This is a genomic window from Staphylococcus sp. FSL K6-3157, assembly GCF_038005145.1.
In the GTDB taxonomy this organism is placed as follows: Bacteria; Bacillota; Bacilli; order Staphylococcales; family Staphylococcaceae; genus Staphylococcus; species Staphylococcus equorum.
In genome coordinates this window covers 1,469,297-1,483,639 of sequence record NZ_JBBOSM010000001.1, presented here as the reverse complement: position 1 = coordinate 1,483,639, position 14,343 = coordinate 1,469,297, and the positions used below count along the sequence as shown (strand labels likewise).

Here is a 14,343-nt window from a genome sequence, read left to right as displayed (position 1 = left end):
ATGAAAATACATCATGTAGGAAGTTATTACTAATAATTGTATAATATTTGTTGCTTTTATACGAGAAATATTCAAACTAATAAATCATATAATATAGCGCTATGTTAACCTTTTAAAGGATATTGAATTTTGATATATAAGAAATTATAAAAAATACCCAATTCTAATTGACAATAATTCTCAGTGTTGTATAATGTAATTGAAAATGATTATCAATTCCAAACATAAGACATTCCCCCCACACGAATTTCGATCTTATTGGATTGATCATTTTCAGAAATATCCCCTTTTATATGCCCGTAAAAGACTAACGTTGCGAGACAACGTGAATATAAAGACCGGTTTTACTTTGTAAAATCGGTTTTTATAATAAATTTTGACACAAAAGCAACAAGTTAAGTTATATATCGAGTTGCTAAGAATTTAGGCAAGCCAAACGTTAATATTGACGTTTGGCTTGTTTTTTGCGATTAAATTAAGACAAGATCTTTAAAGAATCATAAATAAATAGCTGCCGAAAAGTCACTAACTTTTCGGCAGCTATTTAGAGGATCGGGCATAAATACATGTCTCAGCCTCAATCATTATATTGACAGTGACTGACTAAATTGAAAATGTGCTTATAGCAAGCTTTTAAAGTACTACTACTTCGTTTATGAAGACAAGTAGTTATTATACAAGCACTTCAGCTCTTGTATTTCATTTTTTAGTCAGCTGTGCTGTTGGGGTGCGACGACAAGAAACTTGTTAGAAACGATAGATTTCTGTCTCATGCCCTGTCTTATTGTTAATAACTATTAATAAACACTAGACTTGTAGTTTATGTCTTAAAATAAGCGTTGGTAGTACGACACAGAACGCGCCACCAATTACACCAGCAATGATATCAGTTGGATAGTGTACACCAAGGTATACACGAGATGATGATATTAGGATGATAAATAATGCAGATAATCCTATCATAAATGCTCTAGATTTACCTTGTAGTACTCTATTAGCGATATACATTGTACTGCCAAAGAATGTGGCGGAGCCCATAGCATGACCACTTGGGAAACTAAACCCAGAAATATCGATGAGCCTTAGCAATGTTGGACGTTCTCTATCAAAGAGGTTTTTTAGCAAAGGGTTTAAAGTGCCAGATAAACTCATTGCAATAGCAAAAAATAAAGCTTCAATATTTAATCGTTTTAGCATTAAATAAGCAATTAATAATAGTGATAAACAGACCATCGCCCATACTTCACCAATCTTAGTAACGCCTAAGAAGAAAGTAGTCGTAATAAAACTTTCAGAAGAATAGATAAATTCATATACTTCATTATCAATCCATTTTCCTAATCTAGATTCATGAAAAAATGCAATGATGCCAAATATTAAAGTGAAAATGATTAGTAATGATATTCGTTTCCATCGACTCATTGCATATGACCTCCCATTAGTTTAGTGCGTCATTAATAATTTTGTTGAATAAATCTTGACGCGTATAGCTTTCTTTATATGTTTGCATTTGTTTAACTATTGATTCACGGTTAGCTTCAATTTCACTGAGCTGTGTTATTAATTGTGTTTCGGTTAACGTATCTTCTGGTAATGTTTTACCAAAACCTTTAGATTCAAAATTCTTAGCGTTATCAATTTGATCACCACGGGACTGATCTAAACCAAGTGGAATTAATAACATAGGAATTCTAAGTGCTAAAAATTCATAAATCGCATTTGAGCCAGCACGACTAATAACTGTATCAGTAATTGCTAATAAGTCTGTTAAATCATCTTTCACAAATTCAAATTGAGTATACCCCTCTTTATTTGAATATTGTTTTTCTAACAATCCTTTACCAGTTAAATGTACAACTTGATAGTTTTCATTAAGTGCATCTAAATTTTGTCGTATGATTTCATTTAATTTTTTACTACCTAGACTGCCTCCCATAACGAGCAATACTTTTTTATTCTTAGCAAATTTAGTAAGTTGATATCCTCGGTTTTTATCACCGGTTTTCAAATCTTCACGTACTGTTGCACCGACGAAATCAGCTTTATCTTTAGGAAGATACTGTAATGTATCTTCAAAAGTAGTATAGATTTTCTTAGCAAATTTGAGTGAAATCTTGTTAGCTAAGCCAGGCGTTAAATCTGATTCATGAATTATTGTAGGAATTTTTAAAGATTTTGCAGCCATAACTACTGGGACCGATACAAAACCACCTTTTGAAAATAATAAATCAGGTTTTTCTTTCTTTAATACTTTTCTCGCATCTAATATACCTTTTAGTACTTTGAATACGTCTTTTATATTGTCCCAAGAAATATAACGTCTTAATTTACCACTAGAAATTGAATGATATTTGATTTCAGGTAATTGAGATTCAATCATCTCACGTTCAATCCCTTTTTTTGAACCAATGTAAAAGGCTTCATAACCTTCTTCTAAGGCAGTGGGTATTAAACTTAAATTGACTGAGACATGTCCAACAGTGCCTCCCCCAGTAAATGCGATTTTAGTCATATTATAACCTCTATTCTTCTAATTTTTTATAATAGGCATAAAAGGGTTCTCCTTTATTAAAAGGAGGATAATCAATTTCTGCCTCGCCTACTTTTTTAAAACCAAATTTATTAAACAGAACTTGTGCACGCTTGTTTAATGCAAATGTATCTGTCACCAAAACGTGAATATCATGGTCGAGTGCAAGTTTAACGGCAAAGTTAAACAACTGAGTAGCAGCCCCTTTATAAGTTGCTGATCCAGCAAGTCTGTGGATTACATATGCACCACTTTTGTCAATTGGCCATTCTAATTCATCATACCACTCTGATTGTTGTTGGTCGACAACTATAAAAGCATAAATTATAGAATTTTCTTCTAATACATAAAGTGTTCCTTTTTGTATATCATCTTTAAAATGCTGTTCCAAAGGATATTGTTCATCCCACTGATTATTATTATCTTGTTTCATGATTGCTTTAGCTTCTTTTACAATTTTTAGCACACTTGATAAATCATTTTTGTTGGCAATTCTAATCATAGAAATAGTACCTCACTATAGTTAATTTAATTTTTTAAGAAGTTTTTGTAAAACAGTGTCTTCTTTATTGGCTTTGTTGACAAGCGCTTGAGTGAACTTTTCATTTGTTTTTTTGTCGAATGTGCCATTTACTTCCAAATTATTTTCTTTTTGGAATGATTCAATAGCAGTTTGTAAAGCATTATCAAATTCATTAGAGTTATTATTTACTTTATGGCCCAATGCAGATAATCCTACCTTCATTGTTTTAACATTTTTATCGCTATCTCCTAACTCATATGTTTTATCATTAGGTATAACATTTAAAGTTTGATACTCTGGTTCACTAATTTTCACATCTGGCTTAATTCCCTTGCCATGAATGTAGTGTGAATTTGGTGTTAGCCATTTCATATTGGTAAATTTTAATAATGATCCGTCGTCGAATTCATTTGTTGTTTGAACGACACCTTTACCAAATGTTTTAGAACCATAAACCTTGGCTTTGTCATAGTCTTTCATAGCGCCTGTAAACACCTCGGAAGCACTTGCAGAGCCTTTATTAACAAGAATTGATACTTCCATGTCTTTAGCTTCTTTTAACGCGTCATTAGAAGCTGTTATTTCTTCTTTGTGATCGCCTTTTTGAAGTTGTACGACAGTTTCACCTTTATCAATAAAAATATTAGCCATTTTAATTGCTTCATCTAATAAACCACCTGGGTTATTTCTTAAGTCTAAAACAATTTTTCGGACGCCATCTTTATGTGCTTTGATAATCGCAGATTTTAATTCACCTGCAGTACTATCTTGGAATTTGTTGATAGTAAAAACGCCAATGTCATTTTGTTTTTCATATTCAACGCTTTTCACGTGTATTTTATCACGCTTAATTGTAATATCTTGAGCTTGATTAGCTCTTTCAATTGTTAGAGTAACATTCGTTCCTTTTTTGCCACGTACTTTTTTTACGATGGCTTCCAATGGTTGCCCTTTGATAGATTTACCATCAACTTTAGTCACAACATCTTTAGGTTGTATACCTGCTTTTTCAGCTGGTGAATCTTTCATTGGACTTGTAATTTCAATTTTATTACCTTTCTTTTGCATTTCTGCGCCGATGCCTACAAAGTCTCCAGAAACATCTTCATTAAAAGATTTTGTTTCTTTTTTAGTCATATAATCAGAATACGGGTCATCTAATTCTTTTACCATTCCATTAATAGCAGCTTCAGATAATTTTTCGGAATCTGTTTCTTTATAGTATTCATCATTTAAAGTTTTATAAACTTCTTGCACCTTTTGCATTTCTGTTCGTTGATCACTATTTAATCCGCTTTTCCAATTACTAACGCCAATTGTTGCAAATACTGCAATGAGTGCTGTGATAATCACAGTAACTATTATCAATAAAATAAAATGACTGCGTTTGAAATTTAAAAATTTAGATTTATTTTGGTGATTATTATCGTTATTACTGTCGTTATTATTTTCCTCATATATGTCATTATGATCTGACATTTAATCACTTCCTACTACATATGTAAAAATTCCTGTTAAAGTTCAGTTAAAATAAAAAAGCTGGGATTGAACCATATTCGATTAATCCCAGCTACTTATATGACACTATAATATTTTAATATATTTGAATCTATTTACACAAATATTAAGTGATTTAAAATTTTAGCCATTCTGTATATTCTTCATATAAATCATCGAACACAGCCATTGAAATGGGATAATTACCTTGTGTCTCTATATAATCAGATATATTATGAAAATCTTTCTCTTGTCTTGGAAAAGATAAATCATCAAAAATTTCTTCTGCTAATTCACCTTTTTCATTTTTACGACCTCTTGCCGTTAGCACAAATTGATAAAATGAATGATCTTTCATTAGTTCATTGTCACATCAACGATTTTTGTTTCGCCTTTAATAATAGAATTTACATCCTCAATATTAAGAGATGATGTATTATCAGAATTTGTGATAATGATTGGTGATATTACAGATTTCGCATTTTCTTTAATATAATCTAAGTCAAAACGTAATAATGGATCTCCAACGCTTACTACATCTCCACTTTCGACTAAAACTTCAAATCCCTTACCATCCAATTGAACTGTGTCTAAACCGATATGAACGAGTAATTCTAAACCATTATCAGCTTTTAAACCAATAGCATGTTTAGTAGGAAATACATTATCTACTTTTCCGTCGATTGGTGATACGACTTCGCCTTCTGTTGGGTTTACTCCAAAACCTTCGCCCATCATTTTTTGTGCGAAAACTGGATCTGGAATATCTTCGATTTTTACATATTCCCCTGTAATTGGCGCATAAATAACGCTATCCTTATTGACTTCTTTACCTTTGCCGAATAATTTTTTAAACATATCTTGTTCGCTCCTTATTTTTCAAAATGTGATATTAAATCTTCATAGCCTAATTCTTCAAGCTTTTCGAAAGGAATAAATTGAACTGCCGCGGAATTAATACAATATCTTAAACCGCCACTTTCTTTCGGTCCATCATTAAATACATGACCTAGATGACTATTTGCATCTTCTGAGCGTACTTCTGTACGTACCATGCCGAAAGTTTTGTCTACAAGTTCAACTACTTCTTCATCATCTAGAGCTTTAGAAAAACTAGGCCAACCACAATCTGATTCAAATTTTTCTTCTGAGGTGAATAAAGGTTTTCCTGAAATTTTATCGACATAAATGCCTTTTTCATAATGGTTCCAGTACTCATTTTGGAATGGAGGTTCTGTTCCATTTTCTTGAGTGACTAGGTATTCCATTTCATTTAAACTATCTTTACTTTTTTTAATCATTTTGTTCCCCCCAATGTTTTTCTATAAATGCTTTACGTCCTGATCCGCGTTGATATTGCTCATAATGCAGTGGATTTTTCTTATAATAATCTTGGTGTTGTGATTCAGCAGGATAAAAGTTTTTATAAGGTTTAATGGGTGTAATTACCGGATTATTAAAAATAGCCTGTTCATTTAATTGCTGTATTTTTGCCTCTGCAGCTTTCTTTTGTTCTTCATTGTGATAAAAAATGGCTGGTTCGTAGTGTTCACCACGATCAAAAAATTGGCCACCATTATCAGTTGGGTCAAATGTTTTGAAATAAACATCTAAAATATTTTCGAAGGAAGTGATTTCAGAGTTATATGTGATTTGTACTGCTTCTACATGACCAGTTTGGTTCGTGCTTACACTTTCGTAAGTAGGATTATCCAAATGGCCACCACTATAACCAGAAACAACATTTTCGATACCTGGATAAGAAGTAAAAGGTTTAACTAAACACCAGAAACAACCGCCAGCTAATGTCGCATAAGCCATAATATACCTCCTATATCTATTTTGTCATAAAGTTACCATTATTTTAAGAGATATGCTATCAAATTGTTTATAAATAATATAAATACTGTAAATTTTCTTAATAATAGTAACAACTTATATGAATCAAGATTATATTAAGATCTTAAAACAATTAAACCAATTGCACCTTGACCTGTATGTGTTGAAATAACAGGTGTTGTTACATTAGTATCAAAATGATTGAAATTAAATTCTTCAGAAAATTGCTTTTTAACCTTATCTACAAATTCGATGACATTGGCATGAGCAATACCAATAGATTTTATATTCTTATCACCTATAAAGTGACTTATTTCTTTCTTTAAAAATTGAACACTTGCATTTTGCGTACGTGAATTGTGTAACATTTCAAGTTTTCCATCAACAATTGTACCGATTGGCTTAATTTTCATCATATTTCCAATTAAGCCTTTTGTTTTACTAATACGTCCACCCTTAATGAGTTGATTAAGTTGGCCTATAACGACATAAAGTTTAATGTTTTTTTGCAATTCATTCAATTTTTCAATAATTTTTTCAGTTGGAATACCTTCATTATTCCAATCTACAACGTGCTGAATTTGATAACCTAAACCAAAAGAAATTGATTTAGAGTCTATAACAGTTACATTGCTATCAGTAATTTGACTGGCTTGTAGCGCAGTTTGATAAGTACCACTTAATCCTGAAGTGATATGAATACTAATGATTTCAGAACCATCAGCACCTAATTCATCATACATTTCAATGAATTTGCCAATAGCTGGTTGACTTGTTTTAACATCTGCATCATCCTGTATTTTTTGTATATATGCTTCAGAAGTGATATCTACTTGATCTACATATGATTTTCCATCAATTGTTAAGTTAAGTGGTACAACATGGATATCATTTTCAACCAAATAGTCATTTGATAAGTCTGAAGTTGAATCGGTTACAATTTTCTTTTTAATCATAATGTCCTCCTATGAATTTTTCTTACGAATTAAATGTAAAAAAGTATGAGGAATTGTATTTTTTTCGTCTAATTCCCCTTTAACAGATGATTCGACTTCCCAGTCTTCGAATGTATAAGGTGGGAAAAATGTATCCCCATTAAATTTATCTTCAATCACTGTGATATACATATCGTCAACTTTATCAATCATTTCTTCAAATAATGATTGGCCACCAAATACGAAAACATGGCCAGGTAAATCAAATATATCCTCCATAGAATGAATGACATCAACGCCCTCATGTTGAAACGATTTATTTCTAGTTAATACAACGTTTCGCCTGTTAGGAAGTGGTTTTCCTATAGAGTCAAACGTTGCGCGCCCCATGACAAGTGTATGGTTAGTGCTTAATTTTTTTACATGCTTAAGATCATTCGGTAAATGCCAAGGTAATGTGTTATCTACGCCGATAACACGTTGTTGGTCATGCGCCACAAGTATTGAAAGTGTCATAAATTTCCTCCTTAATGCTAATATAGCAAGATTTTAACTTTACTTTTTAATATTCATTATATATTAAGCTATTAATCAATTTTAATCGTTTTGTAGATTACACTGCTATTGGTGCTTTTATTGCTGGATGAGAGTCATAATCTATAATTTCCAGATCTTCGTAATTGATATCGAAAATAGAAGCATCACTATTGATTTTTAATTGAGGTGGTTCAAAACCATCACGTGATAATTGTGTTTCTATAGCGTCAATATGATTAGCGTAAATATGTGCATCACCAAATGTATGCACAAATTCTCCCACCTCTAGGCCGCATTCCTTAGCAATTAAATGCGTTAATAAGCTATAACTAGCAATATTAAAAGGGACGCCTAGAAATATATCTGCGCTTCTTTGATAAAGCTGACAACTTAATTTACCCTCATGTACATAGAATTGAAACATCGTATGACATGGTGGTAATGCCATGGTATCTATTTCAGTTGGATTCCAAGCTGACACAATATGACGTCGAGAATTTGGATTGTTTTTGATTTGTTCTATAACAGTCTTAAGTTGGTCGAAATGGTTACCATCTTTATCTTCCCAGTCACGCCATTGTTTACCATATACATTTCCTAAGTCACCAAATTTTTGGGCAAATGCATCATCGTTTAAAATCTGTTGTTTGAACTGTTGCATTTGTTCCTTATATATTTTATTAAATGATTCATCTGCTTGTGCTCTATGTCCAAAATCGGTCATATCTGGTCCTTTATAATCTGATGATTTTACATAATTTTCAAACGCCCATTCATTCCAAATGTTATTATTATATTGGAGTAAATATTTAATGTTCGTATCACCTTTAATAAACCACAATAACTCCGTGGCAATTAATTTGAAGGATACTTTTTTAGTTGTTAATAAAGGAAACCCTTTCGAGAGATCAAATCTTAATTGATGTCCGAATTTTGAAATTGTACCTGTATTTGTGCGATCATTTTTTTGTTTACCGATGTCTAAAATTTCTTCGCATAGATTGTGATATGATTGATCAAAACTATTAAGCATAACAACCACACTCCTTTCTATTATTTATATTTATCTTATTGGAAATCACTAACAATTAAAAGAGTTTACTATTAATAGTGTAAAAAATAAGTCATTTTATACAAAGTATACATTATTTCTTTGAAAACGTTTAAAATGTAGCATTATTTTTAAATTTAAAAAACCAACCTATTATATCTTAAATAATAAGTAAGATATAATAGGTTGGTTTAAAGTAACGTTTATCCAGATTCAATCACTATTACCATTTAATATAAAATAACAGATTATATTAAATTAAGTAACTAGCAATATTCATCGAAAGCATCTTTGATATCCATACAAATATCTTGAATATCTCTACCTTCAATATGTTCACGAGGAATAAAATGTTTTAATTCTTGACCTTTAAATAAAGCGTATGATGGACTTGATGGTACTTGCTGAATAAATGATCTCATTTCTTCAGTAGCTTCTTTGTCTTGTCCTGCAAAAACTGTGACTTTATTACTAGGTTTTTTATCATTTTGTTCAACTACAGTCACTGCTGCAGGTCTTGCTAACCCAGCTGCGCAACCACATGTAGAGTTAATAACTACAAAAGTTGTGTCATCTGCTGCGACATTGTTCATATAATTAGAAACTGCTTCAGCAGATTCTAAACTTTCAAAATCATGTTCTGTTAATTCACTACGCATTTGAGTAGATAATTCATTCATATAAGCATCATATGCATTCATTGATAACACTCCTAAAATTTATCTTTTAATTCATTTTTATCAGTAATTACTTGTTTCTGTTAGCAATTTGTTTCCAAACGGATCCTAAAGCTTCGTCACCATTTTCTATTCTAGAAATTGCCATCTCTATTTGTAATTTGACTTCGTATGCAGGGTCATCTGCATGTGCTCTTAATGATTCGAGTTGTTCAGGACCACCTTCGTCAAAGATAAACATTGCTGCTCTCCATCTTACAATCTTTTGCGAATCATTTAATGCTTTTTCCATTTCTGGCAGCGCTTGTTTAAAACCTAAATCGCTTAAACAATCTCCTGCTGTACGTCTTACTGCAGGACTTTTGTCATTTAAACCTTTAAACAAATAAGGTAATACAGCTTTGTCTTCCACCATTCCAAGTAGTACGATAGCTTCACGTCTCAAGGGTATTTTTTGCTCATCACTCACTGCTTCACCTAATAATGGAAAATCTTGTACAGTTGGTGTTGGAAAGGATTTTAACATTCTTAATCGTTCTTTCCAATCATCAGCAGCTTGGTAAGCTTCAAGGGAAACATGTTGATATTGTTTTTCTGGAACAACAATATTTGTAGCTAATGCTTCTTGCACAAGTGTTTTTAATCGTTCCTCAGGATAAATAGCAGTGATTTCTTCAAATACTTCAGACATAATCTCATCTAAATCACCATAGCGCACACCTAAATCATCCCATTTACGAAGAAAGACGATATTATCATTATCTTTTTGTGCAGCTAGCATGCTGTCGATATAAACTTCTGGTAATTGTTTGCGTTTTTCTTCAGAGCTTGTAGTAAGTTTAATTTGGTAAGGAATGCCTTTAAATTTTAATACTTCAGCCTTAACCTCTCCATAATGTTCATCTGGTAAAGGTTCACTTATTTCTTCTTGGTCTTCATTTAACGTTGCAGTTACATTAGGTAAAACATCTTCCCAATCAAATTTTGGCTTTTTGTCCACTGCTAAAAAGTCCATGACATAGAATATAGACTTAACGCCTTCGATTGCTAATACATCATTAATAAAATGAGGTTGTCCCTCGGCAACTGCAGTATACGTATTTGATTTATTATCTTCTCTTTTCTCACTCAAGACAATTTTCATTGTATTTGGACTTGGTGTAGGTTCAACACGAACAATTTCCATCAAGGAACCTCCTTGTTATATTTATATTCTTTCTAACGTAGCTAATATATTCGGTAATACATCATCCCACTCAACATTAGCTTGTTTATCAACTGAAATAAAATCCATAGCTTGGAATATAGATTTTACGCCTTCTACTTCTAATACTGCATTAATAAATTCAGGCTGTCCTTCTTTTACTTTAGTATACGTATTGGGTTTTGTATCTCCACCTTCAACGCTATATACAAATTTCATTGTATTTGGATTTGGTGTTGCTTCTACATTTAAAATTTCCATTATAAATCCTCCTTATTGTAATTCATTTCCTATTTGTTTGATTTGTTTTCCAATTGAACACTCATTTATACAAAAGTGATGTGCTTGGGTTTTTCCTTCAGTCTTTCTGATATGGTTTTTAAGTAAGCATTCTTTGCAGTAGGTGTTCATTAAATGATCTATCGCATCAATTGCTTCTTTTTCAGAATAAGTTAGAATAAACTTCACTCTCCTGTGTTTCTGTAAATAAAAGTATTTAATTATATTAAGATTTGACGCTTGAAGGTATTATATCATTTGTAACTACGATTGTTTAATATTAAATTTGCAATTAAGATTAATCTAGAAATAAGGTGTATTAATTTTTAAAGTATACTTGCAATTTTTAATTTTTCTGATAAGATTATGCAGTTGTTAAATATGCGGTTTCTAAACACCCGCATCATCAAAATTTAGGAGGAATTTAAATTGTTTAACGAAGTTTTTGGTGTGTTAACGTTTTTAATCACATTTTTATTATTAGTCGCAATGTATCGTTTTTTTGGAAAACAAGGATTAATTGCTTGGATTGCAATTGGTACAATTATTGCTAATATACAAGTAATAAAAACAGTAGATATTTTTACTATTTCTGCAACGTTAGGTAATGTAATGTTTGCATCGATATATTTAGCTACTGACATTTTGAATGAAATATATGGTAGAAAAATTGCAAAGCGTGCGGTTTGGTTAGGTTTTAGTTCAACGTTAGTCATGATTATTGTCATGCAACTATCGTTACACTTCACCCCATCTCCAGTGGACACGACTCAAGGTGCATTAGATACAATATTTAATCTTGTACCTAGAATAGCGTTAGGTTCTGTTATTGCATATATCATTGGACAGCACTTAGATGTACTGCTGTTTTCATTGATTAAAAAGGTATTCAGTTCAGATAGTACGTTTATTATTAGAGCATATGGAAGTACGATAATTAGTAATATTATAGATACAGCATTATTCGTAGCTATTGCGTTTTTAGGGACAATGCCAAATGAAGCAGTTTTTGAAATTTTTATAACAACTTACTTGTTGAAAATAATTTCTACAATATTTAACGTGCCATTCGGTTACTGGGCAAAATCTATGTATCGAAAAGGTAAAATACAAAAATTAGATGAAGGTTACTAAAAAACTCTGAAATTGGTTATATACCAATTTCAGAGTTTTTTTGATTTAAAATAGTGATAATTTGTTCTTTTAAAAATTCAAATGTTTCATAACCATCGCTAGCTAGAAAGTGCCCTTTGTGTGGAATATGAATTGTTTGAGTTCCTAAAGCTTTAGATAATCTATCTGTTGCGCTAATACTAACAACAGGGTCATAATCACTACCGATAGTAATAATATGTTGAGCATTAATGCGATCAAGTTGAACGTTAGTTTGATTGATATAATAATCTAATTCTGGTAAATTCTCTAATGTTTCATTAAAGCCTGAAACTAAAAATAACCCTTTAATATGCGGGTATTGAGAAAGTTGAGATAAATAATTAAGTACGGTTATTACTCCAAGGCTATGAGCGACAATAAGCGTTTCAGAATTCAATTTATGTGCCATACTATTGTGTAATGCTTTGTACCACTGATCTATATCTGGATGATTTGAATTTGGTAAATGTATGACTTCAACTTTATAATCAGAAGCTTTCATTTTAGTAGCTAACCATTGAAACCAATGACTATCAGTATGCGCTTGGTAACCATGTATAATAAACATATTTTTCAAAGTATCAGACCTCTCTTGCTTAACTCCGACTATTTAAGTATAAATTCAATATATATCAAGGATACGAAAAATATATTAAATTTCCAACTGATATGGTTAGTGCTTATATAGTATAAATGAAATAGTTTTGATAAGATAAGATTAACTTAAATAATGTGGGTGAATTTATGGCGAAAATATATTTTGATGCAGCTACTGCCGGTAATCCAGGTGAAAGTGCTTGTGCAGTTGTCATAGTAACAGACAACGAAAGAATTCAGTATGATACTAGTTTGGGTGTAATGGATAATCATAGTGCTGAATGGGCCTCGTTGGTGTTTGCCTTAGAAAGTGCTGTGAAACACAAAGTGACGACGGCGATAGTTTATACAGATTCAAAATTAATTGAAGATAGTTTGAATAAGGGACGCGTAAAAAATAATAAATTCAAACCTTATTATCGTGAAATGTTAAAATTAGAACAACAGTTTGATTTACTTTTTGTAAGATGGATTCCTAGAAATCAAAATAAGGAAGCAAATCATCATGCTAAAAATGCACTGTATAAAATCACTAAAAATAAAAAAGGCAAATAATATAAAAAGTGGCTGCTAGCTTTCCGAATGGAATGCTGACAACCACTTTTTTATTTGTATGCTTAACTGAAATGAGTAGACAAGTATTTTCCTGATACGTATAACTCATGTTCGTTACAGATATTTAATATCTTAGTGATATCTGTACCAAATTTCATATCTTGTAATAATGTTGTTGTATCTAAAGGTACTTCAGTGTGAATTTTAGCTAAAGACTTGGAAACCTTTAAGTTTTGCATATCATTATTTATTTTATTCTGTTGACCAGGTGTCAATTCATCTATTGCGTCAACGACAGATTCTACAGAACCATAATTTTGAATAAGTTTAATCGCTGTTTTTTCTCCTATGCCTTTTACGCCGGGATAACCATCTGCGCTATCTCCCATAAAGGCTTTTACATCAATAAGTTGTAACGGATTCAATCCATATTCACTTTGGAATCTATCAAGCGTGTAGCGATTATAAATGCTGAATCCCTTTTTAGTTAACCAAATTTCTACATTGGGATTGATACATTGTAGTATGTCTTTATCACCAGTTACTACATAAACTTGATTTTCATCAGAATATTGATGTGCTAACGTTCCAATAACATCATCAGCTTCATAGTTCTGAACGCCAATATTAACAAAACCAAATTGATTGGAAACCTCTTTCACATAATCAAATTGAGGGATAAGTTCTTCAGGTGGTGCTGGTCTATTTTGTTTATAACCATCAAACATATCATTTCTGAAAGTGGATTTCCCCATATCCCAGCATACAGCTACATGTGTTGGCTGTATGTCATTGATTGCGCTAAACACGTGACGCACAAATCCTTGTATGCCATTTGTAGGTGTACCTGAAGAATTGCGCATAAATTGTTTGTGAAGACTTGTAGCATAAAAATGGCGGAATAATAAAGCCATGCCATCTATTAGTAATATTTTATTAGACATTTTGTGTACCTCTTTCTTGT

At 31.7% G+C, this 14,343-nt stretch carries 19 protein-coding genes; 2 read left to right on the top strand and 17 right to left on the bottom strand.

The window, feature by feature from the left end:
• Nucleotides 1-807 precede the first annotated feature (807 nt).
• The 15 genes from MHB47_RS07205 to MHB47_RS07135 form a co-directional block, all read right to left on the bottom strand.
• Nucleotides 808-1,422, bottom strand: coding sequence for a phosphatase PAP2 family protein (locus tag MHB47_RS07205; RefSeq protein WP_002507612.1), 615 nt, complete (start codon nt 1,420-1,422; stop codon nt 808-810).
• Nucleotides 1,423-1,438: 16 nt separating this feature from the next.
• A complete protein-coding gene (locus tag MHB47_RS07200; RefSeq protein ID WP_340755887.1) occupies nt 1,439-2,512 on the bottom strand; it encodes an undecaprenyldiphospho-muramoylpentapeptide beta-N-acetylglucosaminyltransferase in 1,074 nt (357 codons plus the stop codon).
• A 10-nt stretch (nt 2,513-2,522) separates the two neighbouring features.
• Complete coding sequence (locus MHB47_RS07195; protein WP_340755885.1) at nt 2,523-3,032, bottom strand: GNAT family N-acetyltransferase; 510 nt, start codon at nt 3,030-3,032, stop codon at nt 2,523-2,525.
• 21 nt (nt 3,033-3,053) lie between these two features.
• Entirely contained in the window at nt 3,054-4,532 is a 1,479-nt protein-coding gene (locus MHB47_RS07190) for a S41 family peptidase (protein WP_340755883.1), read from the bottom strand.
• Nucleotides 4,533-4,686: 154 nt separating this feature from the next.
• The gene (locus MHB47_RS07185; RefSeq protein WP_002507608.1) at nt 4,687-4,908 is read right to left on the bottom strand and encodes a YozE family protein; all 222 of its coding nucleotides are present in this window, start codon (nt 4,906-4,908) and stop codon (nt 4,687-4,689) included.
• Nucleotides 4,908-5,408: a PTS sugar transporter subunit IIA gene (locus MHB47_RS07180; RefSeq protein ID WP_021339186.1), complete on the bottom strand. Its 501-nt coding sequence runs from the start codon at nt 5,406-5,408 to the stop codon at nt 4,908-4,910. Before MHB47_RS07180 ends, MHB47_RS07185 begins: the two co-directional genes overlap by 1 nt.
• A gap of 14 nt (nt 5,409-5,422) precedes the next feature.
• On the bottom strand, nt 5,423-5,851 hold the full coding sequence (gene msrB, locus MHB47_RS07175; RefSeq protein ID WP_002507606.1) for a peptide-methionine (R)-S-oxide reductase MsrB: 429 nt from the start codon (nt 5,849-5,851) through the stop codon (nt 5,423-5,425).
• Nucleotides 5,844-6,371, bottom strand: coding sequence for a peptide-methionine (S)-S-oxide reductase MsrA (gene msrA, locus MHB47_RS07170; protein ID WP_002507605.1), 528 nt, complete (start codon nt 6,369-6,371; stop codon nt 5,844-5,846). Before msrA ends, msrB begins: the two co-directional genes overlap by 8 nt.
• A gap of 134 nt (nt 6,372-6,505) precedes the next feature.
• A complete protein-coding gene (locus MHB47_RS07165) occupies nt 6,506-7,345 on the bottom strand; it encodes a DegV family protein (RefSeq protein ID WP_340755881.1) in 840 nt (279 codons plus the stop codon).
• A gap of 9 nt (nt 7,346-7,354) precedes the next feature.
• Nucleotides 7,355-7,840 (bottom strand): dihydrofolate reductase, encoded by a 486-nt coding sequence (locus MHB47_RS07160; protein WP_056935645.1) that lies wholly within the window; start codon nt 7,838-7,840, stop codon nt 7,355-7,357.
• Between the two features lie 97 nt (nt 7,841-7,937).
• Nucleotides 7,938-8,894 carry a thymidylate synthase gene (locus MHB47_RS07155; RefSeq protein ID WP_002507602.1) on the bottom strand — a complete coding sequence of 319 codons (957 nt, stop codon included), beginning with the start codon at nt 8,892-8,894 and terminating at the stop codon, nt 7,938-7,940.
• A 284-nt stretch (nt 8,895-9,178) separates the two neighbouring features.
• Nucleotides 9,179-9,613: a bacilliredoxin BrxA gene (gene brxA / locus MHB47_RS07150; protein WP_002507601.1), complete on the bottom strand. Its 435-nt coding sequence runs from the start codon at nt 9,611-9,613 to the stop codon at nt 9,179-9,181.
• Nucleotides 9,614-9,659: 46 nt separating this feature from the next.
• Nucleotides 9,660-10,775, bottom strand: a complete 1,116-nt coding sequence (locus MHB47_RS07145; RefSeq protein ID WP_340755879.1) for a conserved virulence factor C family protein — start codon at nt 10,773-10,775, stop codon at nt 9,660-9,662.
• A gap of 21 nt (nt 10,776-10,796) precedes the next feature.
• Nucleotides 10,797-11,054, bottom strand: a complete 258-nt coding sequence (locus tag MHB47_RS07140; RefSeq protein ID WP_002507599.1) for a NifU N-terminal domain-containing protein — start codon at nt 11,052-11,054, stop codon at nt 10,797-10,799.
• 12 nt (nt 11,055-11,066) lie between these two features.
• Nucleotides 11,067-11,261 carry a zinc-finger domain-containing protein gene (locus MHB47_RS07135; RefSeq protein ID WP_021339191.1) on the bottom strand — a complete coding sequence of 65 codons (195 nt, stop codon included), beginning with the start codon at nt 11,259-11,261 and terminating at the stop codon, nt 11,067-11,069.
• Between the two features lie 240 nt (nt 11,262-11,501).
• On the opposite strand from MHB47_RS07135, the gene MHB47_RS07130 reads away from it, so the two are divergent.
• On the top strand, nt 11,502-12,206 hold the full coding sequence (locus MHB47_RS07130; protein ID WP_065338048.1) for a queuosine precursor transporter: 705 nt from the start codon (nt 11,502-11,504) through the stop codon (nt 12,204-12,206).
• Nucleotides 12,207-12,222: 16 nt separating this feature from the next.
• On the opposite strand, the gene MHB47_RS07125 is transcribed toward MHB47_RS07130, so the two are convergent.
• Nucleotides 12,223-12,804 carry an RBBP9/YdeN family alpha/beta hydrolase gene (locus tag MHB47_RS07125; protein ID WP_064782915.1) on the bottom strand — a complete coding sequence of 194 codons (582 nt, stop codon included), beginning with the start codon at nt 12,802-12,804 and terminating at the stop codon, nt 12,223-12,225.
• Between the two features lie 167 nt (nt 12,805-12,971).
• On the opposite strand from MHB47_RS07125, the gene MHB47_RS07120 reads away from it, so the two are divergent.
• Entirely contained in the window at nt 12,972-13,379 is a 408-nt protein-coding gene (locus MHB47_RS07120; RefSeq protein WP_340755873.1) for a ribonuclease HI family protein, read from the top strand.
• A gap of 62 nt (nt 13,380-13,441) precedes the next feature.
• Here MHB47_RS07120 and MHB47_RS07115 read toward each other — a convergent pair whose 3' ends face one another.
• A complete protein-coding gene (locus tag MHB47_RS07115) occupies nt 13,442-14,323 on the bottom strand; it encodes a 5'-3' exonuclease (RefSeq protein WP_064782913.1) in 882 nt (293 codons plus the stop codon).
• Between the last annotated feature and the right edge of the window lie 20 nt (nt 14,324-14,343).

Excerpts from the sequence above, each read along its gene's own strand:
- MHB47_RS07205 (WP_002507612.1), bottom strand. The coding sequence starts at position 1,422 with ATGAGTCGATGGAAACGAATATCATTACTAATCATTTTCACTTTAATA.
- MHB47_RS07200 (WP_340755887.1), bottom strand. The coding sequence starts at position 2,512 with ATGACTAAAATCGCATTTACTGGGGGAGGCACTGTTGGACATGTCTCA.
- MHB47_RS07195 (WP_340755885.1), bottom strand. The coding sequence starts at position 3,032 with ATGATTAGAATTGCCAACAAAAATGATTTATCAAGTGTGCTAAAAATT.
- MHB47_RS07190 (WP_340755883.1), bottom strand. The coding sequence starts at position 4,532 with ATGTCAGATCATAATGACATATATGAGGAAAATAATAACGACAGTAAT.
- MHB47_RS07185 (WP_002507608.1), bottom strand. The coding sequence starts at position 4,908 with ATGAAAGATCATTCATTTTATCAATTTGTGCTAACGGCAAGAGGTCGT.
- MHB47_RS07180 (WP_021339186.1), bottom strand. The coding sequence starts at position 5,408 with ATGTTTAAAAAATTATTCGGCAAAGGTAAAGAAGTCAATAAGGATAGC.
- msrB (WP_002507606.1), bottom strand. The coding sequence starts at position 5,851 with ATGATTAAAAAAAGTAAAGATAGTTTAAATGAAATGGAATACCTAGTC.
- msrA (WP_002507605.1), bottom strand. The coding sequence starts at position 6,371 with ATGGCTTATGCGACATTAGCTGGCGGTTGTTTCTGGTGTTTAGTTAAA.
- MHB47_RS07165 (WP_340755881.1), bottom strand. The coding sequence starts at position 7,345 with ATGATTAAAAAGAAAATTGTAACCGATTCAACTTCAGACTTATCAAAT.
- MHB47_RS07160 (WP_056935645.1), bottom strand. The coding sequence starts at position 7,840 with ATGACACTTTCAATACTTGTGGCGCATGACCAACAACGTGTTATCGGC.
- MHB47_RS07155 (WP_002507602.1), bottom strand. The coding sequence starts at position 8,894 with ATGCTTAATAGTTTTGATCAATCATATCACAATCTATGCGAAGAAATT.
- brxA (WP_002507601.1), bottom strand. The coding sequence starts at position 9,613 with ATGAATGCATATGATGCTTATATGAATGAATTATCTACTCAAATGCGT.
- MHB47_RS07145 (WP_340755879.1), bottom strand. The coding sequence starts at position 10,775 with ATGGAAATTGTTCGTGTTGAACCTACACCAAGTCCAAATACAATGAAA.
- MHB47_RS07140 (WP_002507599.1), bottom strand. The coding sequence starts at position 11,054 with ATGGAAATTTTAAATGTAGAAGCAACACCAAATCCAAATACAATGAAA.
- MHB47_RS07120 (WP_340755873.1), top strand. The coding sequence starts at position 12,972 with ATGGCGAAAATATATTTTGATGCAGCTACTGCCGGTAATCCAGGTGAA.
- MHB47_RS07115 (WP_064782913.1), bottom strand. The coding sequence starts at position 14,323 with ATGTCTAATAAAATATTACTAATAGATGGCATGGCTTTATTATTCCGC.